At 60.9% G+C, this 21,144-nt stretch carries 25 protein-coding genes, 1 tRNA gene and 1 pseudogene; 5 read left to right on the forward strand and 22 right to left on the reverse strand.

What is annotated here, in order from left to right:
* Positions 1-18 precede the first annotated feature (18 nt).
* Positions 19-435 (reverse strand): helix-turn-helix domain-containing protein, encoded by a 417-nt coding sequence (locus ACN0X0_RS00710; protein ID WP_417277872.1) that lies wholly within the window; start codon positions 433-435, stop codon positions 19-21.
* Positions 436-468: 33 nt separating this feature from the next.
* A pseudogene (locus tag ACN0X0_RS00715) lies at positions 469-708 on the reverse strand (DJ-1/PfpI family protein); the annotation flags it as partial.
* A gap of 136 nt (positions 709-844) precedes the next feature.
* On the opposite strand from ACN0X0_RS00715, the gene ACN0X0_RS00720 reads away from it, so the two are divergent.
* Complete coding sequence (locus ACN0X0_RS00720; RefSeq protein ID WP_417277597.1) at positions 845-1,660, forward strand: arginase family protein; 816 nt, start codon at positions 845-847, stop codon at positions 1,658-1,660.
* 82 nt (positions 1,661-1,742) lie between these two features.
* Here the strand turns inward: ACN0X0_RS00720 and ACN0X0_RS00725 are convergent, their stop codons facing one another.
* Positions 1,743-2,750: a helix-turn-helix domain-containing protein gene (locus ACN0X0_RS00725; RefSeq protein WP_417277598.1), complete on the reverse strand. Its 1,008-nt coding sequence runs from the start codon at positions 2,748-2,750 to the stop codon at positions 1,743-1,745.
* A gap of 112 nt (positions 2,751-2,862) precedes the next feature.
* On the opposite strand from ACN0X0_RS00725, the gene ACN0X0_RS00730 reads away from it, so the two are divergent.
* Complete coding sequence (locus tag ACN0X0_RS00730) at positions 2,863-3,927, forward strand: alpha/beta hydrolase family protein (RefSeq protein ID WP_417277599.1); 1,065 nt, start codon at positions 2,863-2,865, stop codon at positions 3,925-3,927.
* A gap of 119 nt (positions 3,928-4,046) precedes the next feature.
* Here the strand turns inward: ACN0X0_RS00730 and ACN0X0_RS00735 are convergent.
* The 16 genes from ACN0X0_RS00735 to ACN0X0_RS00810 all read right to left on the reverse strand — a co-directional run bounded on the left by ACN0X0_RS00735 (position 4,047) and on the right by ACN0X0_RS00810 (position 14,829).
* Positions 4,047-4,123: transfer RNA gene (locus tag ACN0X0_RS00735), tRNA-Arg, on the reverse strand.
* Positions 4,124-4,254: 131 nt separating this feature from the next.
* A complete protein-coding gene (locus tag ACN0X0_RS00740) occupies positions 4,255-4,734 on the reverse strand; it encodes a hypothetical protein (protein WP_417277600.1) in 480 nt (159 codons plus the stop codon).
* Positions 4,735-4,813: 79 nt separating this feature from the next.
* The gene (locus ACN0X0_RS00745) at positions 4,814-6,031 is read right to left on the reverse strand and encodes a cysteine desulfurase (protein WP_417277601.1); all 1,218 of its coding nucleotides are present in this window, start codon (positions 6,029-6,031) and stop codon (positions 4,814-4,816) included.
* Positions 6,024-6,527, reverse strand: coding sequence for a YIP1 family protein (locus ACN0X0_RS00750; protein ID WP_417277602.1), 504 nt, complete (start codon positions 6,525-6,527; stop codon positions 6,024-6,026). The genes ACN0X0_RS00745 and ACN0X0_RS00750 overlap by 8 nt, the downstream gene beginning before the upstream one ends.
* A gap of 5 nt (positions 6,528-6,532) precedes the next feature.
* Entirely contained in the window at positions 6,533-7,771 is a 1,239-nt protein-coding gene (gene sufD, locus ACN0X0_RS00755; protein ID WP_417277873.1) for a Fe-S cluster assembly protein SufD, read from the reverse strand.
* Positions 7,772-7,830: 59 nt separating this feature from the next.
* Complete coding sequence (gene sufC / locus ACN0X0_RS00760) at positions 7,831-8,592, reverse strand: Fe-S cluster assembly ATPase SufC (RefSeq protein WP_417261434.1); 762 nt, start codon at positions 8,590-8,592, stop codon at positions 7,831-7,833.
* A 123-nt stretch (positions 8,593-8,715) separates the two neighbouring features.
* A complete protein-coding gene (locus tag ACN0X0_RS00765) occupies positions 8,716-8,982 on the reverse strand; it encodes a hypothetical protein (protein ID WP_417261433.1) in 267 nt (88 codons plus the stop codon).
* 135 nt (positions 8,983-9,117) lie between these two features.
* Positions 9,118-9,690 carry a hypothetical protein gene (locus ACN0X0_RS00770; RefSeq protein ID WP_417277603.1) on the reverse strand — a complete coding sequence of 191 codons (573 nt, stop codon included), beginning with the start codon at positions 9,688-9,690 and terminating at the stop codon, positions 9,118-9,120.
* 120 nt (positions 9,691-9,810) lie between these two features.
* Positions 9,811-10,434, reverse strand: a complete 624-nt coding sequence (locus ACN0X0_RS00775) for a hypothetical protein (protein ID WP_417277604.1) — start codon at positions 10,432-10,434, stop codon at positions 9,811-9,813.
* A gap of 12 nt (positions 10,435-10,446) precedes the next feature.
* On the reverse strand, positions 10,447-10,659 hold the full coding sequence (locus ACN0X0_RS00780) for a hypothetical protein (protein ID WP_417277605.1): 213 nt from the start codon (positions 10,657-10,659) through the stop codon (positions 10,447-10,449).
* Positions 10,660-10,673: 14 nt separating this feature from the next.
* A complete protein-coding gene (locus tag ACN0X0_RS00785) occupies positions 10,674-10,985 on the reverse strand; it encodes a heavy metal-binding domain-containing protein (RefSeq protein ID WP_417277606.1) in 312 nt (103 codons plus the stop codon).
* A gap of 2 nt (positions 10,986-10,987) precedes the next feature.
* Entirely contained in the window at positions 10,988-11,308 is a 321-nt protein-coding gene (locus ACN0X0_RS00790) for a hypothetical protein (protein ID WP_417277607.1), read from the reverse strand.
* Positions 11,305-11,664: a hypothetical protein gene (locus ACN0X0_RS00795; RefSeq protein WP_417277608.1), complete on the reverse strand. Its 360-nt coding sequence runs from the start codon at positions 11,662-11,664 to the stop codon at positions 11,305-11,307. The genes ACN0X0_RS00790 and ACN0X0_RS00795 overlap by 4 nt, the downstream gene beginning before the upstream one ends.
* On the reverse strand, positions 11,664-13,205 hold the full coding sequence (sufB, locus tag ACN0X0_RS00800; protein ID WP_417277609.1) for a Fe-S cluster assembly protein SufB: 1,542 nt from the start codon (positions 13,203-13,205) through the stop codon (positions 11,664-11,666). The genes ACN0X0_RS00795 and sufB overlap by 1 nt, the downstream gene beginning before the upstream one ends.
* A gap of 76 nt (positions 13,206-13,281) precedes the next feature.
* On the reverse strand, positions 13,282-14,331 hold the full coding sequence (locus tag ACN0X0_RS00805) for a cysteine desulfurase family protein (RefSeq protein WP_417277610.1): 1,050 nt from the start codon (positions 14,329-14,331) through the stop codon (positions 13,282-13,284).
* Positions 14,332-14,367: 36 nt separating this feature from the next.
* A complete protein-coding gene (locus ACN0X0_RS00810; RefSeq protein WP_417277611.1) occupies positions 14,368-14,829 on the reverse strand; it encodes an Rrf2 family transcriptional regulator in 462 nt (153 codons plus the stop codon).
* A gap of 385 nt (positions 14,830-15,214) precedes the next feature.
* Between ACN0X0_RS00810 and ACN0X0_RS00815 the strand changes: the two genes are divergently transcribed.
* Genes ACN0X0_RS00815 through ACN0X0_RS00825 form a run of 3 tightly spaced genes read left to right on the forward strand, consistent with a single transcriptional unit; the run spans position 15,215 to position 17,334 of the window.
* Positions 15,215-15,868 (forward strand): alpha/beta hydrolase, encoded by a 654-nt coding sequence (locus ACN0X0_RS00815; RefSeq protein WP_321363849.1) that lies wholly within the window; start codon positions 15,215-15,217, stop codon positions 15,866-15,868.
* A 10-nt stretch (positions 15,869-15,878) separates the two neighbouring features.
* The gene (locus ACN0X0_RS00820; protein WP_417277612.1) at positions 15,879-16,148 is read left to right on the forward strand and encodes a hypothetical protein; all 270 of its coding nucleotides are present in this window, start codon (positions 15,879-15,881) and stop codon (positions 16,146-16,148) included.
* Positions 16,149-16,155: 7 nt separating this feature from the next.
* The gene (locus ACN0X0_RS00825) at positions 16,156-17,334 is read left to right on the forward strand and encodes an HD domain-containing protein (protein ID WP_417277613.1); all 1,179 of its coding nucleotides are present in this window, start codon (positions 16,156-16,158) and stop codon (positions 17,332-17,334) included.
* A gap of 2 nt (positions 17,335-17,336) precedes the next feature.
* Here the strand turns inward: ACN0X0_RS00825 and ACN0X0_RS00830 are convergent, their stop codons facing one another.
* From ACN0X0_RS00830 to ctaA, 3 genes are all read right to left on the reverse strand, one after another.
* A complete protein-coding gene (locus ACN0X0_RS00830) occupies positions 17,337-18,272 on the reverse strand; it encodes a polyketide cyclase/dehydrase (protein ID WP_417277614.1) in 936 nt (311 codons plus the stop codon).
* A 78-nt stretch (positions 18,273-18,350) separates the two neighbouring features.
* Complete coding sequence (locus ACN0X0_RS00835) at positions 18,351-19,832, reverse strand: carboxypeptidase M32 (RefSeq protein ID WP_417277615.1); 1,482 nt, start codon at positions 19,830-19,832, stop codon at positions 18,351-18,353.
* A complete protein-coding gene (gene ctaA, locus ACN0X0_RS00840) occupies positions 19,833-20,990 on the reverse strand; it encodes a heme A synthase (protein WP_417277616.1) in 1,158 nt (385 codons plus the stop codon). It abuts the gene before it with no gap.
* Positions 20,991-21,144 lie beyond the last annotated feature (154 nt).

Below are 21,144 nucleotides of genomic sequence, written 5' to 3' on the forward strand. Positions count from 1 at the left end.
ACGTCACAAACCCCGGCGCTATATGCGCGCCGGGAGTTTCGATCGGCAAAAATGTTCGCGATATTCAGCCAGCGTCGTCTTGACCCGGCGCAAAGTATCCGGCCCGGCAAAGCCACAGAGAGCGGCGATGCTCTTGAGCGGCATCTCCGTCTCCTCAAGCGCTCGGCGCACCGCATCGACGCGGGCATATTCGACGAAAGCCGCGGGGGTTATTCCGGCCTCGGTCAGAAACAAGCGGGAAAAGTTCCGCGGGTTCATGCCCACGCGTTGCGCGAGCGCCGCCACGGACAAATCCGCCGAGACATTGTCCAAGATCCAGCTCTGAACCTGTGCAATCCGCCCCTCTTGCGCCATCTGCGCCGCCAGATGCGCGCTGAACTGAGACTGACCTCCGGGGCGTTTCAGGAACACCACCAACCGCTGCGCCACACGCATCGCGATCTCATGCCCGTGGTCCTCCTCAATGAGGCGCAGCGCAAGGTCGATCCCCGCCGTCACCCCGGCTGAAGTATAGAGCCCCTCATCTTCGACATAGATCGCATCGGGACGCACATCGGCGCCCGGACAGCACGTCGCAAGCTCTGCCGCATGTTGCCAATGGGTGGTCGCTTGCCGCCCCTCCAGCAGCCCGGATTCGGCGAGGAAAAACGCCCCGGTACAGACGGAGCCGATCCGGCGCACATCACCGGCGCGCGCGTGGAGCCACGCGGAAAAGGCAGGAAAATCGGCTGCGCGTTCGTATCGACCGCATGAACCTGCCCTTTGTGGGGCTGGTCAGCTTTGCCGGACAACCCGCGCAGGAGGACTGGAGCCAGCTGAGAGGCGCCGATGTCGCCTTTTGGGCGTGCCCACCCGATTTGGGCCGCGCGCGATCCGCGAGGCCTCGATGTTCCATAGCTTTGGCCCCGAAGGCGTGTTCGATTTCGAGGATGAGGTGACCTATCTGAACGCCGATGAGGTGCGGATCGTTGACGCAGGCGACAGCGATGTCATCTATGCCGATACGAAACGCAGCCTCGCCAAGGCCACCGAGGCGGTGCGCGCGCTTTTGGATCAGGGCACCCTGCCCTACATTTTGGGCGGCGATCATGCGATCACCATGGCGACCGTGGCGGCATACTCAGATGAACCGCCGCTCCACATCCTCCATATCGACGCGCATTTCGACTTTATCGACGAGCGCAATGGCATTTCCTGGGGGCACGGCAGGCCGATGCGGCGCGCGTCGGAAATGTCCCATGTGACCGGCATCACCACGCTGGCGCCGCACAACATGGCCTCGGTCAGCCGCAAGGATTACGAGGCGGCCAAGGCCTATGGCACCCATGTCGTGCCGCTGCGGCGACTGCGCCGACAGGGGGCTGCGGCCTCTCTGGCGCATCTGCCGGACGGGCAACGGGTCTATGTCTCGATCGACATCGACGCCTTTGATCCATCCATCGCGCCGGGCACCGCGACGATCAGCCATGGTGGCCTGAGCTATTACGAAGGCAAGGACATCCTGCGCGAAATCGCCTCGCGGTTCGATGTTGTTGGCGTCGATTTCGTCGAGGTCTCGCCGCCCTATGATCCGTCGGGGATCACCTCGCTTCTGGCGGCGCGCCTGATGCTCGATTTCCTGGGCGCGATGTATCACGAGAAGACCGGCAAAGGATCGTGACGCTTCCATCGAGGGCAAGCCAAAAGCCAAAAGCTTGGCTGAGCTTTTGGCCTCGCTCTTTTCCCTGCGATGGCAAAAGGCGTCATCCCTTCCCGGCCCCCTCTGCGCGCAGAAAGGCGGAGGGCGTCTGCCCCATGACGCGCGAGAATTCCCGGTTGAAGTTCGATTTCGTATTGAACCCGCTCGCAAGCATGGCCTCGGTCACCGTCTCGCCTTTTTGCAACACCGTGCAGGCCGCCTGCACGCGGTATCCGTTGACATAGCGAGAGACATTCTCTCCCGTCATCCGGTTGATCGCCACTGAGAGCTGTTTGATCGGCACGTGAAGCCGACGGGCGAGACGGGCCAATGTCAAATCGGGGTCCAGATGCAGACGCTCGGCCTGCATCAGCACCTCCAAACGCGCGATCAGGGCGGCGTCTTCCTCGGCCGGGCCCGGCGTCTCAGAGGTGTCAGTCTCGGGCTTCTCCTGAGCCGCCCCCTCGGCGTCTCGGGAGAGGGACAAAAGACCAATGCCAAGCAAGGTGAAGGAGGTGAAAATGCTGATGATCAGCGGCCGCCATGCGACATGACCGTCCCAAAGCGCAAGGGCGATCAGAATATCGGACAGGGCCGAAAGGATCAGCAAAATACCGACGGCTTGCCAAATCCGTGCGGGCACCGGCCCCGCGCCGAGCCGCGCCAGCGGCAGGGCCTCATCGCCCCGCAGGTACAGCAGGATGGACCCGCCATAGCCGAGGAACAGCATCGGCAGAACCACGTCCAGCGTCGGCCCAGCGAAAACGGCGCAAAAGAGGGTGAAAACAGGGCCAAGCAGATGGACCCAATCACGCCCAAGATCGACCGGGCGCAAGACAGCGGTCTGAAATGTCAGCCACGCCAGCGGCGCCATGACGACGGCGGCAAGGAGCTGCAAGGGCCATAGCATGACCAGCCCGTAATGTTGGGTCAAGGAGATCACCAGCGCCTGAAACGCGCAGCTTGCGAGCAGCACGAGAAACAGCACGGATCGGTCGCCCGCAAGAGCATGTCGCAGGGCGAGAAAGCCGAGGATCAGAGCGACCACAAGCGGAATCGGAAGCGTCAACATGGCATTCGCTTAGTCCAAGATCCCGTCCTGCACGACCTCAAACCGGTTTCAGGTCGCGAGAATGGCGATTGGAGCGGACGAAAGGCCATCCCCTCACTCATGGAGACATACTTTGAAACATTTGATTTTTACCGTCCCCCTCATGTCCGCTCTCGCAGGTCCCGCTTTCACAGACCCCGCAGGCACTGATCCCGCTGTCACAGCTCCCAGTGCCGCGGCCCCCACCATCGGCTTCGACCGCTTCGACGTCAAAACCGATCACCGTTCGACGCCTCTCGCAGCGGGGATCTGGTATCCCTCAGGCCGGGCGACCTATGCCGCCTCCGTCGGCGACAGTCTGGTCTTCGAACCGGTCGAGGCCTATGTCGGTGCGGCGCTTCCCGAGGGCGCGCTACCGCTGATCGTCCTGTCCCATGGCTCCGGCAGCAGCATCGATGGCACCGCCTGGCTTGCGGCCGGGCTGGCCGAACGTGGCGCCATGGTTCTGGTTCTGAACCACCCCGGCACGACAACCGGAGACAGCTCCCCGCGCCGCACCGTGCGCCTCTCTGAACGGGCCGCCGACATGAGCGCCGCGCTGGATCATGTATTGGCCGACCCGCAGATCGCACCGCATATCGACAGCAGCCGAATTTCAGCCGTCGGCTTCTCTCTCGGCGGCTCAACGGTGCTGGGCCTCGCCGGTCTGCGTCTCGACCCGGCGGCCTACCGGGACTATTGCGCCCGCTTCAAAGAGACGGCGCAAGATTGCCTGTTCCTGATGCGCGGCGGCGTCGATCTCGACACTCTGCCGCCCGAATTCTCCGCCAATATGTCAGACCCGAGGTTCACCGCCATCGTTGCGGTCGACCCCGGCTGGACCTATGCGGCCATGCCCGAAAGCGCCGCCAAAATCGACCGGCCTATCCAGCTCTTGTCCCTCGGCGACAGCTTTCCCTGGCCCACAACCGATGTCCGCACGGAAGGCAGCGGGCTGGTCGATTTGCTCGCCCAAGTCGAGCACACGATCATTCCCAATGCCCACCACTATTCCTTTCTTCCGCTCTGCAAGGATCATGCGGCGCAATTGCTGATCGAAGAAGGCGAAGACCCGATTTGCGACGACCCCGAAGGCTGGGACCGCGCGACGGCCCATGACGCCTCCCTCGCGGCCATCGCCCGGTTTCTAGATCTCTAGCGCCGCACACCCCTCTCGCGGCCTGACCGTGGGAGGGGCCCAAGTGGGCAGGCCTGTCTCGCGATGCAGAGGCACGCGCGTCAGAAACGTCATTTAACAGTCTGGAATTTCGAGAGTAATGGCGCACCCAAGAGGATTCGAACCTCTGGCCTCTGCCTTCGGAGGGCAGCGCTCTATCCAGCTGAGCTATGGGTGCGCGGGCTGACCGCGTCAGTGGGGTTTCTATAGGGGATGAAAAACCGGCGCGCAATCGGTTTTCATGGCCATGGCCTCTTCTTCCTGCCCTTATTCCTGCTCATGTTCCTGCACATGGGCGCTCATGCGCGGTCACGGCCCGGCATAGCGGTGATCCACGCGCGAGGAGATGACACAGGGCGCCGATGTGCCCATCATCTGCGCCAAAGCCGGTGGGAAGGAGACCTGCAAAACAGAGACTTGTTCCAGAGCGGTCTCAGACCGCACATAGAGATCGATCTTGTGATCGGCCACCAAAGCGCCCATGCCGGTCTGGTTGCTCTGTTGAAAGGCCGCCTGCCAGTGGTTTTCGCCCAGTTTGACCCAAGCGAAATCCCCCACAAAGCTCTCCGGGGTAAACGGATCGGGGAAGGTGATCTGCTGCGGACCGTAATTCGCATTTTCAGAAAACGCGCCGGGCATTTGATCGACCATTTGCGGCGGACAGCCGTCCTGCCCCAAAAGCGTCGCCTGCCCTTGCCACTGGCCGGATGTCGGCTGGATATCCGCCGCTGTGGCCATCAGCGGCGCCATGCCAACCACGGCAATCACAGAGAATCTAAAAGGCGTCATGCCGCGTCTCCTCGTACCTCACACGAGCAGAAGCGTGGCATGACATCCCGTTTCAGACAAGCGCCTCTTAGCCCCAAATTCAGCCAAAGAATTCCCGGCAAAGCTCCAGCGCCTCAACGAGACGGTCGACTTCCTCGGTGGTGTTGTACATCGCGAAAGACGCCCGGCAGGTGGCGGTCACGCCCAGATGCTGCATCAAGGGCATGGCACAATGGCTCCCTGCCCGCACCGCGACGCCTTTTTTGTCGAGAACCGTCGAGATGTCATGCGGATGCGCGCCCTCCATGGTGAAGGAGAAAATCGCGCCCTTGCCCGGTGCGGTGCCTTGGACATTGAGCCAATTGAGGTTCTGAAGCTTCTCGGAGGCATAAGCGGCCAGTTGGGCCTCATAGGCGGCGATGTTCTCCATGCCGATCTGCATCAGGTAATCGAGCGCCACGCCCATGCCGATGGTCTGAACGATGCCCGGCGTGCCGGCCTCGAACTTGAGCGGCGGTTTGGCGTAGGTCACGGCGTCTTTCGTCACCGTGTCGATCATGTCGCCGCCGCCCATGAAAGGCCGCATCTCGGCTTGACGCTCGGCACGGATATAGATCGCGCCGGAGCCCGACGGTCCGTAGAGTTTATGCCCGGTGATGGGATAGAAATCACAGCCGAGGTCCTGCACATCGACCGGCCCATGCACAGAGGCCTGAGAGCCGTCAATGAGAGTGGCGATGCCCTTCTCGCGCGCTGCCTGACAGATGGTTTTGACGTCGACTTTTGTCCCGGTCACGTTGGACATATGCGTCACGGCGACGAGTTTGACCTTCGGCCCCATAGCGTCAATCACGGCCTGCGGATCTAGGCTGCCATCGGCTGCGCAATCCACCCATTTCAGAACCACGCCCTGACGTTCGCGCAGGAATTGCCAAGGCACGATATTGGCGTGATGCTCCAAGACCGACAGTACGATCTCATCGCCCGACTGCAAGTTCTCCATCGCCCAGGAGTAAGCGACAAGGTTGATCCCCTCGGTCGTGCCGGAGGTAAAGACGATCTCGTCTTCATGACCGGCGTTCAGGAACTTGGCCACCACTTGGCGGACATTCTCATATTTGTCGGTCGCAAGATTAGAAAGATAGTGCAAGCCACGGTGAACATTGGCGTATTCTTCAGAATAGGCCTTGGTGATCGCATCGATCACCACCTGTGGTTTTTGCGCCGAGGCGCCGCTGTCGAGATAGGTCAGAGGCTGACCGTTGACCTGCCGCGACAGGATCGGAAAATCGGCACGAATGGCGTTGACGTCAAACATCTCGGCTCTCTTTCTTAGGTGTGTGGGCGACTTCGGACAGCATCGCGCCCCAGAAATAGATCAAGGCAGCAAGCGCCAAAACGCCCACAGCCGTCGTGGCCGCACCGGGGCCCACAAAGCCCGCGGTCAGGCCCCACAAAAGCCACAGCGGCGCGGCGCACAAGAGGCCCCAAAACAGCGCCATGCGGGTCTCGAACCCGGTGGCGGGCGTCTTGAGCAAACGCAGAACAAAAGCGACAATTCCTGCCAAGACGTAGAAGACCAAAGGCATGATAAAGAGCCAGCTCAAAAGCGTGGCCCCCATCAGCATTTGCACCTCTTGGCCGGTCTCGAACGCGAGCCGCGACAGACGCGGCCATTGCGCCACGAAAATCAGCCCACAGGCCAGCATCAGGGTCACAAGGGCGCTGCCCTCATTGTCCCCGCCCGCCAACCTGTGACGGAGCACCGCGCGCGGCGCGCGGTAGCTCTTTGCGATGTCGGTGACGACGCCCATCAGGCTCAGCCTGCACGGCGGCGGGTCAGCCAGCCTTCGAGACGATGCAGGATGTCTTCGGCGATGGCCTCATCCTCGATCTCCTCGATAGCTTCGGCCAGAAACGCCAGCGTCAAAAGATCGGTCGCCTCCGCCGTCGGCACGCCGCGCGAGCGCAGGTAGAAAAGCGCCTCATCGTCGATTGCCCCCACGGTGGAGCCATGCGAACAGGCGACGTCATCGGCGTAGATCTCAAGCTCCGGCTTGGCCAAAAACTGGCTGTCGCCATCGAGCAAAAGGCCTTGGCTGATCTGATAGCCGTCGGTCTTTTGCGCGCCCGCTTTCACGAGGATCTTGCCCTGAAACACGCCTTTCGCGCCGTTGCGCAGCACCTTTTTGAACACCTGACGGCTTTCGCAGCGCTCGGCATCATGGGTGATGAACACCGTGTCATCGTGGTGAAAATCGCCATCGCCAAGCGCAGCCCCCGCGACATGCGCCATGGAATCGTCGCCTTGAATGTCGAGCACCACTTCGTTGCGGGTCAGAACGCCATTGGCTGTCATGGTGAAGCTTTTGAACAAAGCCTCCTGCCCGATCGTGGCGAACACATGCGTCACGGCACGACGTTCGTGATCGCGGCCCTGCGCGCGGACGTGGTGGAAGGCGGCTTTGTCGGAAACCTCGACCTCCATCACCTTGTTGAACCGCGCAGCAGCCGGGCCGTTTTCCAGAACCGTCAGATCGGCGCCCTCTTCGACGCGGATCACATGGTGCAGGATCGCATCCGAGGTCTCATTGCGGTGCAGATAGATCAGCGACACCGGTTTCGCGACCTTGCCCGTGGCGCGGATCACCACGCCGTCCGTGGCAAAGGCGGTGTTGAGCGTCGCGAAAGGCCGCTCGACCGGGTCTTGCGCCTTTTTCTCCTGCACGCCGTAAGCGTCTTTCACCCAATGGATGTCGGCGGACAGCGCATCCGACAGGCGCATGATCTCGAGGTTCTCGCCGTTGAGCGCATCCGAGGCTTCGGCATCGAACACACCATCAACGAAAACGATCTTCAGCCGGTCAATGCCGGAAAACACCGGCGCTTCCTTTGCGTCGAACACCGTGGCGGGTTTCGGCGCATCGGCGTTCAGCGTGTCCGGACGGGTCCAGCGCCAATATTCGTCGCGCCCCTGCGGCAAGCCCATTGCGAGCAAGCGGCTCAAAGCGTCCTGACGCAGCGCTTCGGCCCAAGCCGCCCCCGCAGGCAGGGTCATGCCCTCAACACGGGCGCTGGTGGCGTCCAACTTGCGTTGTTTCAACTCTGCGCGTTTCATCAGGCTTGCTCCACCTCGGCCAGAAGATCGGCATAGCCGTTGTTCTCGACCTCAAGCGCCAGCTCGGGGCCGCCCGTCTTGATGATCCGACCGTTGGACATGATGTGCACCACGTCCGGTTTGATGTGGTCCAGAAGACGCTGGTAGTGGGTGATCACGATGAAGGACCGTTTGCCGTCGCGCAGCGCGTTCACGCCCTCGGACACCAGTTTCATCGCATCCACGTCGAGGCCGGAGTCGGTCTCGTCCAAGATGCAGAGTTTGGGCTCCAGCATCGCCATCTGGAGGATTTCATTGCGCTTTTTCTCACCGCCGGAGAAGCCGACGTTGACTGGACGCTTGAGCATCTCGGCGTCGATCTGGAGCGATTTCGCCTTGGCGCGGATTTCTTTCAGGAAATCGGTGGCCGACAGCTCTTCCTCACCGCGCGCTTTGCGTTGCGCGTTCACGGCGGTGCGCAGGAAGGTCATGTTGCCGACGCCCGGAATTTCGACCGGGTATTGGAAGGCCAAAAACAGACCGGCGGCGGCGCGCTCTTCGGGCTCCAGTTCAAGGATGTTTTCGCCATTGAGCAGCACTTCGCCCTCGGTCACCTCATAGCCGTCGCGGCCGGAGAGCACGTAAGAGGTGGTGGACTTGCCAGAGCCGTTCGGACCCATGATGGCATGCACTTCGCCCTCGCCGACCTTCAGGTCGACGCCTTTGAGGATTTGCTTGTCCTCTTCTTCAAGTTTGACGTGGAGGTTTTTGATTTCCAACATATTATTGTCCTTTCACGAGGAAGGGCCCGCGCGGGGAGAACCCGGCAGGCGCCTGTGTGTTTTTCATGTGCGTGGAGGTTGTGACGCGCGGGCGCGCCTTATCAGAACGGGAGCCTGATGCGATCAGACGCCCGAAAAATGCAAAAAGATCAACAGGCCGGAGCCCAGTGCGATCAGTTTCAGAAGGCCGGATTTGAGACCCATGGCCAAGAGCGTGCGTTTGAGCAGGCGTTCTTGCTGCACCGCCCCATGGTGTTTGATGCCCGAGACGCGTTTGCCCTTGGGCGTGTCCACATCCTGTAGGCCCGTGTAGACGGTCGCGAATGTATTCGGCGCCCCGGCCTCGATCCGTTTGATCCTGTCGGCGAACTGAGCGTGCTGATGCTGCATCTTCTCCCTGCCCCTCTTTTCTGTCTTCACAAACAGATTGGCCGGGAATTTGGGAAAGATTGCGGCGGACGACGGGCATTCTTGCGCCCGAAACGAATGACGCAACGTCACCCGCGCGCACGATCACGCGCTGGGTCAGATGTGATAGCTGTGCCCCCGAAAATAGAGCGTGCCCGGCTCGGTCGTGCCGGTCACATATTGCACCCATTGCTGGGAGAAGAGTTTCGAGAACAGGTCGGGCATTTCGTGCACCACATTGTGCATCGTGACGATCGCCAGCAAAATCCCCGCGAATTGCGTCCCCATGCGTTTGACCGCCGAGAGCGACACCAGTTCGCGCAGGATAAAGGCCACGAAGATCGCGAAGATCACGTCGAGCGCCAGATCGGCGTCCGCCGACCCAAGGGCCTCGGTGCCAGAGATTTGAAACCGCAGCACGCGCGCGATCACCGCCGCCATGCCGCCCATGGCGAAGGCCAGCACATAGGACATGATCTGCGAGAGCTTCAGCCGCGGTTCGCCCGCATAGCTCCGGCCATGCACGCCCTGCGCCTGATGCCGTTCGAGCATTTCGGAGAGGCGTTGATTGCGGCCATGGGTGCGGGTTTGCGCCGGCCCCATATTGTCGAGCCCCATCTCTTCGAGGCGCGATTGCGGCGCCTGCGAGACGCGGCCAATGCGGCTTAGAAAGTCTTGTCGCTGATCCATCGCGATCCCTTTTCCCTTGCATAAGCCCCACGTTAACCGCGTTTACCAAGGAATCGTGGCAGAATTCGGGCAGAGCCAGAGCACAAGAGTGATCGGAATGAGGGAAAAGGCGCGTTCTGGTCATGCTTTCACCTGAAAGGCTTTGAGCAGGCTGTAAAGCGCCCCCGCAGGCAGCGTCGAGATCGGCGAGAGGTCGAATTGCGCCATCCGGCCGTGAAAACCGGTGGGCGTGGCGAAGTCGGTGATCACGCCGTATTTGTCTTCGCGCCCGACAAAATCGTCGATCAGCACCCGCGTGGGGCGTGTGATCGACACCATGGTGGCAAGGAAACAGCCCGCGCGGAACCGCCCGTCGATCAGCACCAGATCAGGGGCTTTCAGGTCATCGCGCTGCCAGATGCCAAAGCAATAATCCGGGTAGCGGAACCATTTTCCATTGCCCTTGGGCCAGGACCACTCCCCCGTCTCGCCAATCTCGGCGTGGATCAGATGCAGCGCGGCCTTGGGCTGATGGGCCGCGAAATGATGCTCCATTGCTGTGTGCCAGGTCTTGTCGCCTTCGACCGAATAGAGCGTCTTTCCGGGCTGCGCCGCGCCATAAGCCGTCGAACCGCCGGAGCCATACTCAAGGATCACCTCCGCCGCATCATATTGCGCGCACACGACCTCCCTGACCTCCTCGGGGAAGGTCAGCTCCGGCCCATCGGGGCCAAACGTGGGGATATGTGCGCTGTGCAGGGTCATATCTGGGTCATGTCAGCCGGAGAAAGTCACCAGTTTGATCAGAGCGGAAATCACCAGCGCAGCGACAGAGGCGAGAAAGGCGGTGGCGGCCACCGAATTCATGAACAACCCCTCACGCTTGCCGGCTTTCACCCGGACGAGAAGCCCGATGAAAACGCCGATAAAGACACCGAGACCGATGCCGGCGGAGCTTGCGAGGAACATGGGAAAAAGATCGAAACGCATGGGGTACTCCTGCCTTACTCTACTGTCACGGCGGTGCCGGAGGCGGAGACCATAAGCATCTGGCCGATCACCTCGTAATCGAGATCGACACCGACAACCGCATTGGCGCCCATGGCGGCCGCACGCTCCTGCATCTCGCGCAGAGCGGTCTCGCGGCCTTCGCCCAGTTTCTGCTCATAGGCGCCGGAACGCCCTCCGATGATGTCAGTGACCTGCGCAAAGAGATCGCGCACGATATTGGCGCCCATGATGGCCTCGCCGGTGACGATGCCATGATAGGCCCTGATCTTGCGGCCCTCGATGGAGGGGGTCGTGGTGGTGATCATCGTCAGTCCCCCGTGCTGTTGTTCTCGGTTCTGCTGCTACGCGCCTTGTTGAGACAGGTCACCAGACGCAGCATCAGAAAGCTCCAGATCAGGAACAGCACGGCACAGAGCAGAACCTCCCAGGTTTCCGCCCGCAAACCGCTGAGCCAGCCCCGTTCGACCAGCTCTGCGACGATCTCGTCATGCAGCATCGTCAGCCCGAAAACGCCCACCATCAGCAGAGTGAGAACGGACACTTCGCGCCCCTCACCCGCCGCACGTGCTCCATGCCCCGGATAAATCCGGCGCGCCTTGGCCACGTTTTTGGAAACGGATTGGATCATTGGTCTTTCTGTCCTTCCCATTTGTCGAAATCCCCCCGTGCACGCGCCTCGGCGAGCTTTCTTTCAATCTCAGCAGACTGAGTGTCACGATAGTCTTTCTCAACATTCTGACGATACCGTACACGCATATGACCGATCCACGTTGAGACCAGAAAACCCGCACCACTCGCCAGAATAAGCGTCAGGAAAATCTTCCAGTAGAGCGATATGAAAGCCGCGGGAACAGAGACCCAGAACATCACAGCACAACCCGCAACGACTCCGAAAGCCATCAGGCCCTCGCGAAGCCCCTCGCCGTGGCGCGGGTGACGCGGATCGAACTGCGTTGTGTCGTGGGTCTCAAGCCCGCTTCTCATCAACCCACGGACCCCTCAAGCGAAATCGCAACCAACTGCTGCGCTTCCATGGCGAATTCCATCGGCAGCGCTTGCAGCACCTCCTTGGCGAAACCGTTGACGATCAGCGCCACGGCTTCCTCTTCGTCCATGCCTCGCTGGCGGCAGTAGAACATTTGTTCGTCGTCCACCTTGGACGTCGTCGCCTCATGTTCGACCCGCGAGGAGTTGTTGCGCACCTCGATGTAAGGCACGGTATGCGCCCCGCATTTGTCGCCGATCAGCAAGCTGTCGCACTGCGTGTAGTTGCGCGAATTCTTGGCCTTCGGATGCATCGCCACCTGACCGCGATAGGTGTTCTGCGCCACGCCCGCCGAGATGCCTTTGGAGACGATCCGCGACTTGGTGTTCTTGCCCAAGTGGATCATCTTCGTGCCAGTGTCGGCCTGTTGGTGGTTGTTGGTGATGGCGATGGAATAGAATTCGCCCTGGCTGTCGTCGCCGCGCAGGATGCAGGACGGGTATTTCCAGGTCACCGACGAGCCGGTTTCGACCTGCGTCCACATCACTTTCGCCCGGTCGCCCCGGCAATCGGCGCGTTTGGTCACAAAGTTGTAGATGCCGCCCTTGCCCTCTTCGTCGCCGGGGAACCAGTTTTGCACCGTGGAATATTTCACCTCGGCGTCTTCCTCGATGACGATTTCGACGACGGCGGCGTGAAGCTGAGCGGTGTCACGTTGCGGTGCGGTGCAGCCTTCGAGGTAAGACACGAAGGAACCCTTGTCGGCGATGATCAGCGTGCGTTCGAACTGGCCGGTGTTTTCCGCGTTGATGCGGAAATAGGTCGACAGCTCCATCGGACAGCGCGTGTTCGGCGGGATGTAGACAAAGGACCCGTCGGAGAAGACGGCGGAATTCAGCGTCGCATAATAGTTGTCGGACACCGGCACCACGGAGGCGAGGTATTTTTTCACCAGCTCCGGGTGATCCTTGATGGCCTCCGAGATGGAACAGAAAATGACGCCCGCCTTTTCCAATTCCTTCTTAAAGGTCGTGCCCACGGAGACAGAGTCAAACACCGCGTCCACGGCCACTTTGCGCTCGGAATTGTTGCCGTCCGCCGGCACGTCGCCCGCGCCTTCGACACCCGCGAGGATCATTTGCTCTTTCAGAGAAATGCCGAGTTTTTCGTAGGTTGCGAGGAGTTTCGGATCGACCTCATCCAAGGATTTCGGCTTGTTCTCCATGGATTTCGGACGCGCATAGTAATACTGGTCTTGGAAATCGATCTCAGGGTACTCGACCATCGCCCAATCCGGCTCTTCCATCGTGATCCAGCGGCGATAGGCCTCAAGACGCCACTCCAGCATCCATTCCGGCTCTTCGTTCTTGGCAGAAATCAGGCGCACGATGTCCTCGGAGAGACCTTTCGGCGCATAATCCATCTCGATTTCCGTGTCCCAGCCGTATTTATACTTGCCGGCCAGCGCCTGAACGGCGGCGACGGTTTCTTCCTCGACGCCGTCTTTGACTTGGTCCTTCAATTGTACGTCATCCGCCATGGGATCACTCCTTACCGTATCTCTGGAGGCTTGCGCCTCATGTGCTATCCGGGGCCTCTGGCCCTCTCGTTTATCTTTACGCCGCGCGTTTGCGCCAGCGTCCGTAGGCGGCCAACCACGCCGTGGCGAACCGCTCCAAATCTTCCTTACTCACCTCAGGCCCGATAGATACCCGAAGCGCGCTTGCGGCCTCCTCTTCGGTGTATCCCATCGCGGTCAAGACCTTGGACGCTTTGACCTTTCCCGACGAACACGCCGAACCTGCGGAAACCGCAAAGCCCGCCAAATCCATCTGCATCACCTGCGTCTCGCCCTTCCAACCGGGCGTGATCAGGCTCATCGTATTGGGCAGGCGCGCCACGTCTTTCCCCACAAAAATAGGGGCTTCGATCTCATTCGCAATCAGCGCCTCAAGGTGATCGCGCTTTTCCGCAACCTCCTCCCAAACGCCGCCAGCCAAAGCTTTCGCCGCCGCTTCAGCCGCCGCGCCAAAACCCGCGATGCCGATCAGGTTCTCGGTGCCACTGCGGCGCCCCATCTCCTGACCACCGCCTTTGATCCCGGCCTCGACATCCAAGCCCTGTTTCAACACCAAAGCGCCAACGCCCTTCGGCCCGCCGAGCTTATGCGCCGACACCAGCGCCATATCGCAGCCCAGCCAGTTGAAAGCCAGCGGCATCTTACCAAAGCCCTGCGTCGCGTCGCAGACCGCCAGACCTTCGGGCAGGCTTTGAATGATCCCAGTCTCGGAATTCGCCACTTGCAGTGCGCTTTGCGCTGGCTCCACCACTGTCACACGGCCATCACGTCCGACCGACAAATCAGCCACGCACCACGAGGACACCGCCTCATGTTCGACCTCCGCACAGTGTATCCCACGCCCACTCAAAGCCAAAGCCGCCGCTTCCGTCGCACCCGAGGTAAAGACAATGTCCGCGCCCTGCGCCCCGAACGCCTCAGACACCTGCGCCCGTGCACGCTCCATCAACGCCTTCGCCGCACGCCCCTCGCCATGCACCGACGACGGATTGCCGACCACTTCCATGGCCGCAATCATCGCCTCACGTGCCGCCTGACACAAAGGCGCCGTGGCGTTCCAGTCGAGATATGTGCGCGTCTTGGTCACGGGTTTCCTTTGTTGTTCAAATACTCAAAAGAGCGATTAGTCTTCGTCCACAACGGCAAACAGGGTCGGCACCGCCGGACAGGGCCGCAGCTCGTTTTTCACCACATCCGACAGGCGCGTCTGGTGCAGGAAGACATAGACATGCGCCGACAGGCCTTCCCACAACCGGTTGGTCATCGACTGCGCGCGCGAGCCGGAGACACCGCCAGACGCACCCGCGCCCGTGTGCATTGCCGAAACAGTCTCATCCACCGCGCCCAAAATGTCCGAGACGCGAATCTCGGACGCCGGTCGCGCCAGTTTGTAGCCACCGCCCGGCCCCCGCACGGAGGTCACAAGATCGGCCCGGCGCAGTTTGACGAAAAGCTGTTCGAGGTAAGGCAGTGAAATATCCTGACGCTTGGCAATCTCCGCCAGCGACAACAGGCTCTCATCCTTTTGCAGCGCCAGATCGGCCAGCGCCACCATGGCATAACGCCCTTTCGTGGACAATTTCATCGGCTTTCCCCTTCATTTTGAGCCCCGCCTTCCGGCCAGATGCCCTCTCTTCGACCGCATTTTCGGCGCGCCATCTGGTCTTTGCTGGCCGCACGACCCCGACTTTCGCCGATTCCTCGGCGGGGGACCACAAAAAGCCGCGCAAAAACATTGACGTGCGCGCGTGAGAGCCTTACCTCCATACCACCCGCGTGCGCCTTGCTTTTGGTCAATTTAGAATGCTTCTAAATAGCCTGAGCAATTTCGTCAACTATAAAGCGCCCGCGTCATATACACGAGTGCAAAACCGCCCCGTCGGATTTGCCATAAAAGCGCGCTACGGCCTGAAGATGCCCTTCGGGACCCGCCTGTCAGGCCGCAGCGACATGAGGAGACAGGGACGACTATGCCCGAAGTGATTTTTCCCGGCCCCGAAGGCCGGCTCGAAGGCCGCTACCACCCGCAACCGCAAAAAGACGCCCCCATCGCCATCATTCTTCATCCGCACCCGCAATTCGGCGGCACGATGAACAACCGCGTGGTCTACAACCTGCATTACGCCTTCCACAACATGGGCTTCACCGTGCTGCGGTTCAATTTCCGCGGTGTGGGCCGGTCTCAGGGCGAATATGATCAAGGCGTGGGTGAATTGTCCGATGCGGCCTCCGCGCTCGACTACCTTCAGTCGATGAACCCCAATGCGAAACATTGCTGGGTTGCGGGCTTCTCCTTTGGCGCCTGGATCGGCATGCAATTGCTGATGCGTCGCCCGGAGATCACCGGTTTTATCTCGGTCGCTCCGCCCGCCAACATGTACGACTTTTCCTTCCTGGCACCCTGCCCGTCGTCGGGTCTGATCATCAACGGCACCGCCGACCGTGTGGCGCCGCCGAAGGACACGCAGTCCTTGGTGAACAAGCTCCACGAGCAAAAAGGCATCACCATCACCCATGAGGAAGTCGAGGGCGCGGGCCACTTCTTTGAAGACCCGCATATGGAACAGATGATCGGCTCCGTGGACGACTATGTCCGCCGTCGTCTGACCGAAAACACCCGCTGAGGAACGCGTTATGGGGATCATGGAGGACATCGCCGACGATCTGGCGAAAGAGACCATCGAGGCGCTCGACATTGTCGGCTCCGACGAGTTGATCCAGGACGTGGCCCGCGTGATCGGCGCCTCGTCCATCACCACGCAAGAAGCCTTTCTCACCGCCGCGCGCGTTCGCCTCTCCGAGGCCCGCGCGCGCGCGTATTTGCAAAAACGCATCGCCGAGGCCAAGGCTGGCCTCGAAGCCTCCGCGCCCCCGCCGGGCTCAGAGGATGACATCGAATACTAGAGACCCCATGCCCAAAGACAGCGCCTCCCCCCGCCTCGACGCCCAATACGCTTTCCTGATGGAGGCCGACCGGCTCAAGACGGTGGAGCGCGCCAATCAGGTCATGGACCGCTCCCGGTTCGAAAACTCCGCCGAACACAGCTGGCACGCCTGTCTTTTGGCGTTCCTCATGGCGCCGCTGGCCTCTGATCAGGTCGATCTGAGCCGCGTGATCCAGATGCTCATGCTGCATGACATCGTCGAGGTCGACGCGGGCGATCATCCGATCCACATCCTCTATGACACCGACGACATTGCCGTGCGCGAGGCCGCCGCCGCCGACCGCATCTATGGGCTTTTGCCCGAGGATCTGGCGACGACTTTCCGTGCCATCTGGACCGAATTCGAAGCGATGGAGACCGAGACCGCGCGGTTTGCGAAATCCATCGACTACCTCGCGCCCGCGCTGCAAAGCATTGGCGCCAAGGTGCAATTGGACGAAGAGCGCGAGATCGTTGCGGGCAACCTGCGCCGGGGCCGTGCGGTGAAAACCAAAGACATCCTGCCGGAGCTTTTCGCCTTTACGCAAGCCGCCTTCGAAGGCGCGGACACCGATCCCACCCTCGCCCAACGCTTTGCCTTCTGGTGCGAGGCGGACCGCCTGAAAACCGTCTACCGCGCCACGCCGATTGCCGATGGGTCGCGCAAGGAAAACACTGGCGAGCACTCGTGGCACATCATGCTCTACGCGCTGACGCTTGCCGATCATGCCGCCCCCGGCGTGGACGTCGATCTGGCGCTCAAAATGCTCCTCCTGCATGACATCGTCGAGGTTGACGCCGGCGACACGCCGATCCACGGCGCCGTCACGCCCGAGGCCCTGAAAGCTCAGGAAGAGGCGGAACTCGTCGCGGCAGATCGGCTCTTTGGCCTTTTGCCCTCAGACCAAGCGACAGAGTTCCGCGCCATCTGGGACGAGTTCGAGGCCGCTGAAACACCGACCGCGATCTATGCCAAATCCATCGACCGCTGCCAGCCGGTGCTGCACAACCTCGCCGATGACGGTGGCTCTTGGCGGACCTATGACGTGAAACTGCACCAGCTCGACAGCCGCGTCGGCGTCAAAATCGCCCGTGGCTGCCCGAAGCTTTGGCCCTATATCCGCGCCAAATGCGAACCTTGGTTCGTCGCGCGGGACGCTCTCTAGGGTCAGGCGGCGTCCATCCGGTGCTTGACCAGATCGAGGATCACCAGATGGAAATCCTCGATAAAGAAATGATGCCAGAACCGCGCGTAGGCCCCGAACCCTGAGCGATCAAGACTGCGCGTGGTCAGGGTCAGCCGGGTCTTGTCGCCCATCGGCTCGATCTCATAGCCGCCGCTCAGAATGTCGAGATAGGCGCCGCCGACCTGCAAATGCGGGTCTTCGACGCCCTCGGCCCAGCCCTCGGGAAACTCGAAGCGCCATTCGATCACACGCCCCGGCACGATGCGGGTGATATGTTCGAGAAAGCGCACCTCATCGCCCCAAGAGGACTGCCGCACCACGCCGTCAGCGCCTTCGAACCAAAGCGCCTCTGTCGGTTTCGGCACGCCCAAAAGATGCGAGGCACGGGTGTCAATCTCTTCGGGAGGGATGTCGCGGATCTCTTTGACGAATTCGAACACCGCGTCGGCAGGTGCGTCGATCACGACCGTGTTGGAGATCGCGTAAATCCGCGGCGCAGTGGGAAGCTGATCCAACGCCACAAACGCCAAAAGAGGCAAAAGATAGACGCCCGTCGTGGTCTTGCGATCCACCTTGGCGCGTCGCACGGTCAGGGCGATTACCCCGCCCAAAAGTGCTGCCCCAATCATCGGCACACCCGCCATGGCGATGCAGATCAGCCCCTCGAACCCCGAGACCTGTGAGCCCGCAAGGCTGAGCACCATGACCAGAACGATCCAGAAGATCAGGCCGATCAATCCCCGAAACGCGCCTCTTGGACGAAAAACCGTGAAAACGCCCCCAGCCACAAAGGGAAAGCCGATGACAAAGCTCAGAGAAACCAGATCGCGATCGCTCCAGAGCGTCAAAAAATAGATCACGAACATTCCCACGATCAAACAGATCAGCGGCAACACTACCTTTAGCCAACGCGCCACGAGACTCACCTTTTACCCGGTCGATTTTACCGAACTGAGACACCGCTCAGGGCGATGTCTCCTTTGCTGTTCAAATACTCAGAACCCGTAGATGCCCGCAAATTTCTCTTCGAGATAATCCAAAAGCGGCGCCTCGGTGGGTTCAAAGCCACAGGCATGTACGATGGTGTCGCGCGGCTCACGCAGGCCACCGAACTGTTGCAGGGTCTCCGCCAGCCAGCGGGTGGCCGCCTTGGTATCCCCCTTGGCCATCTGCGCGTCGAGATCGGGGATGTCGCTGCGCAGCGCCTTATCGAGGCAGCCGGCGTAGACATTGCCCAAAGAATAGGTCGGGAAATAGCCGAACAACCCAACGGGCCAATGCACATCCTGCAAACAGCCGTTCGAGACCTTGTCGACCTTGACGCCGAAATCCGCCTCAAAGCGCGTGTCCCAAGCCTCCGGCAGATCGTCGATCTCCAGCGTTCCGCCGATGATCTGACGTTCGAGATCGAAGCGCAGCAGCACATGCAGGTTGTATTGGACCTCGTCGCTTTCCGTACGGATGTAACCCGGCGTAACGCGGTTGACGGCGGCGTAAAATTCTTCGGCGCTGTTCACACCGATCTCGCCAAAAGTGTCGCGCATCTGGCCGTAGAGGTATTCTGTGAAAGCGCGCGAGCGGCCCAGTTGGTTCTCGAAAATCCGCGACTGGCTTTCATGCACGCCCATCGACACGCCCTCGCCCAGAGGGGTCAGCAAATAGTCGCGCGAGATGTTTTGTTCGTAGCACGCATGCCCGGTTTCGTGGATCGTCGAATAGATCGAGTTGAGCGGATCTTCGGGGTTGGTGCGCGTGGTGATGCGCACGTCCAGACCCGAGCCGGAGGAAAACGGATGCACCGCCTTGTCGACGCGGCCGTGGGCGAAGTCATAGCCGAAAGCGGCGGCCAAGCCTTCGGTCAGGGCCATTTGTTTGGTCTCATCGAAGGTGCCAGAGAGGCCTTTGGGCTGATCCGCGCCCATGATTTTATCGCGAAGCGCCACCAGACGCGGGCGCAGCGCGCCGAACATCGCGTCGAGTTCTGCCCCCGTCGAGCCGGGTTCGTAATCCTGATGCAGCGCGTCCCAGAGGTCGAAATCCGTGCCCTCTTTCAGAGCCGCCGCCTCTTCGCGGCGCAGGCGCACCACCTCTTTGAAGGTCGGTGCAAAATGGGCGAAATCATCACGGGCACGGGCCTCGGCCCATGTGCCCTGAGCGACCGAGGTCACCCGCGCGATCTCAGCGGCCAATTTGGCGGGCACTTTGGTGTTGCGCTCATAGGACCGGCGGATGTGGCGCAGTTTGGCCAGCCCCACCTCGCCCAACACGGAAGCGTCGATCGCCTCCAGCCATGCGCCAATCTGCGGATCGGTGCGCCGGGCGTGCAACACGCCTTCGAGAGCGGCCATTTCCTCGCCCCGCTGCTCGGCGGCGCCACGCGGCATCATAGTTTCCTGATCCCAGCTCAGCCGTCCCATGATGGCGCCAAGCGCCTCGGTCTCGCGGGTGTAGCTCATCAACTCATCATAGGCAGACATTCAAAGGCCCTCCCGGACCGATTGGGGTTTCGGAAATTGGCTCAGGAACCGCGCGCGGGAGATCGCCACGAAAAGCGCGACGGCGCCCACTTGGTGCGCAAGCCCCAAAGCCAAAGGCGCGCCGTGCAGCACGGTGACGATGCCCAGAACGACTTGCAGGAACAGGACAGCGCCCATCATGTTAAAGGCAGCCACGGTGGTTTTATTCGCAGATTTGCGGCCTTTGAGCCAAGTCACGACACCGAAAGCAAACAACAGGTAGCCCGCGACACGGTGAATGAATTGCACAAGCGCCGGGTTTTCGAAGAAATTGCGCCAGACGGGCGCGATGTAGAACGGATCGGGCGGCAAGACCTGCCCGCCCATCAAGGGCCAGTCGGTATAGCCCCGGCCTGCGTCGATGCCGGCAACCAGAGCGCCCAAGAGGATTTGCAGGAAGGCGAAATGCAACATGCCGGTGGACATGCCGAAAAGTTTTGCATCCTTGGCGCGCCGCGCCTGCATCAGCTCACCCTCAGTTCGGCCCAGAAGGAAAACATACCACGCGATGAATCCGAGGATGATAAAGGCCAACCCCAGATGGATTGCCAAACGGTAAGAGGCCACATCGAGCATCTGACCGGTCAGCCCCGAGGACACCATCCACCAGCCAATCGCGCCCTGAAGCCCGCCCAAAGCGCCAATGAAAATCAGGCGTTTGTGCCAACCAGTCGGGACCTTTTTGGCGGCCGCAAAGCCGACATATCCAAGCGCCCAGACGAGTCCGATCACGCGGCCCAGCTGACGATGGCCCCATTCCCACCAATAAATAGATTTGAACTCCGACAGGCTCATGCCTTCGTTTTGCAGCGTATATTCCGGAATTTGTTGATATTTCTCGAACTCCGCCTGCCATGAGGCCTCATCCATCGGCGGCACGGCGCCCGTCACGGGTTTCCACTCGGTGATCGACAACCCGCTGTCCGTGAGACGCGTCAGCCCCCCCACGGCGATCATCATCATCACCAGCGCAAAAATCACCATAAGCCACGCCCGGATGCCCCTGCGCGCGCCCCGGTTGCCCTTTTCGATCAGCCCGCCTTTGGGCTTGGACTCCGTTGCGGTTTTGGGCTTTTGATCCGTGCCCACCTCTTCGAAAATGCTGCGTTTTTGTGCCATTTGGGTCTCTTGGAGTCTCGTCTCGTTGCGTGCCCAGACCCTAGGTTCGTCCACCGCGAAGGGCAAGCGTTTCGGGATGAATTTCACAAGGGGCGACTGGGCAAACTTGCGGCAAGTTACCGCCGAGAGACAAAGTTTTGGGGAACCCTGCCCG

It is taken from the genome of Celeribacter sp. (genome assembly GCF_048270365.1).
Classification (GTDB): domain Bacteria; phylum Pseudomonadota; class Alphaproteobacteria; order Rhodobacterales; family Rhodobacteraceae; genus Celeribacter.

What these genes read in the sequence shown, in the direction of transcription:
- ACN0X0_RS00810 (WP_417277611.1), bottom strand. Translation starts at nt 14,829, where the DNA reads ATGAAATTGTCCACGAAAGGGCGTTATGCCATGGTGGCGCTGGCCGAT.
- sufD (WP_417277873.1), bottom strand. Translation starts at nt 7,771, where the DNA reads ATGACCCTGCCTGCGGGGGCGGCTTGGGCCGAAGCGCTGCGTCAGGAC.
- ACN0X0_RS00770 (WP_417277603.1), bottom strand. Translation starts at nt 9,690, where the DNA reads ATGGATCAGCGACAAGACTTTCTAAGCCGCATTGGCCGCGTCTCGCAG.
- ACN0X0_RS00785 (WP_417277606.1), bottom strand. Translation starts at nt 10,985, where the DNA reads ATGATCACCACCACGACCCCCTCCATCGAGGGCCGCAAGATCAGGGCC.
- ACN0X0_RS00745 (WP_417277601.1), bottom strand. Translation starts at nt 6,031, where the DNA reads ATGTTTGACGTCAACGCCATTCGTGCCGATTTTCCGATCCTGTCGCGG.
- ACN0X0_RS00710 (WP_417277872.1), bottom strand. Translation starts at nt 435, where the DNA reads ATGCGTGTGGCGCAGCGGTTGGTGGTGTTCCTGAAACGCCCCGGAGGT.
- ACN0X0_RS00750 (WP_417277602.1), bottom strand. Translation starts at nt 6,527, where the DNA reads ATGGGCGTCGTCACCGACATCGCAAAGAGCTACCGCGCGCCGCGCGCG.
- ACN0X0_RS00820 (WP_417277612.1), top strand. Translation starts at nt 15,879, where the DNA reads ATGGGGATCATGGAGGACATCGCCGACGATCTGGCGAAAGAGACCATC.
- ctaA (WP_417277616.1), bottom strand. Translation starts at nt 20,990, where the DNA reads ATGGCACAAAAACGCAGCATTTTCGAAGAGGTGGGCACGGATCAAAAG.
- ACN0X0_RS00740 (WP_417277600.1), bottom strand. Translation starts at nt 4,734, where the DNA reads ATGACGCCTTTTAGATTCTCTGTGATTGCCGTGGTTGGCATGGCGCCG.
- ACN0X0_RS00780 (WP_417277605.1), bottom strand. Translation starts at nt 10,659, where the DNA reads ATGCGTTTCGATCTTTTTCCCATGTTCCTCGCAAGCTCCGCCGGCATC.
- sufB (WP_417277609.1), bottom strand. Translation starts at nt 13,205, where the DNA reads ATGGCGGATGACGTACAATTGAAGGACCAAGTCAAAGACGGCGTCGAG.
- ACN0X0_RS00795 (WP_417277608.1), bottom strand. Translation starts at nt 11,664, where the DNA reads ATGAGAAGCGGGCTTGAGACCCACGACACAACGCAGTTCGATCCGCGT.
- ACN0X0_RS00825 (WP_417277613.1), top strand. Translation starts at nt 16,156, where the DNA reads ATGCCCAAAGACAGCGCCTCCCCCCGCCTCGACGCCCAATACGCTTTC.
- ACN0X0_RS00835 (WP_417277615.1), bottom strand. Translation starts at nt 19,832, where the DNA reads ATGTCTGCCTATGATGAGTTGATGAGCTACACCCGCGAGACCGAGGCG.
- ACN0X0_RS00725 (WP_417277598.1), bottom strand. Translation starts at nt 2,750, where the DNA reads ATGTTGACGCTTCCGATTCCGCTTGTGGTCGCTCTGATCCTCGGCTTT.
- ACN0X0_RS00790 (WP_417277607.1), bottom strand. Translation starts at nt 11,308, where the DNA reads ATGATCCAATCCGTTTCCAAAAACGTGGCCAAGGCGCGCCGGATTTAT.
- ACN0X0_RS00815 (WP_321363849.1), top strand. Translation starts at nt 15,215, where the DNA reads ATGCCCGAAGTGATTTTTCCCGGCCCCGAAGGCCGGCTCGAAGGCCGC.
- ACN0X0_RS00765 (WP_417261433.1), bottom strand. Translation starts at nt 8,982, where the DNA reads ATGCAGCATCAGCACGCTCAGTTCGCCGACAGGATCAAACGGATCGAG.
- ACN0X0_RS00775 (WP_417277604.1), bottom strand. Translation starts at nt 10,434, where the DNA reads ATGACCCTGCACAGCGCACATATCCCCACGTTTGGCCCCGATGGGCCG.
- sufC (WP_417261434.1), bottom strand. Translation starts at nt 8,592, where the DNA reads ATGTTGGAAATCAAAAACCTCCACGTCAAACTTGAAGAAGAGGACAAG.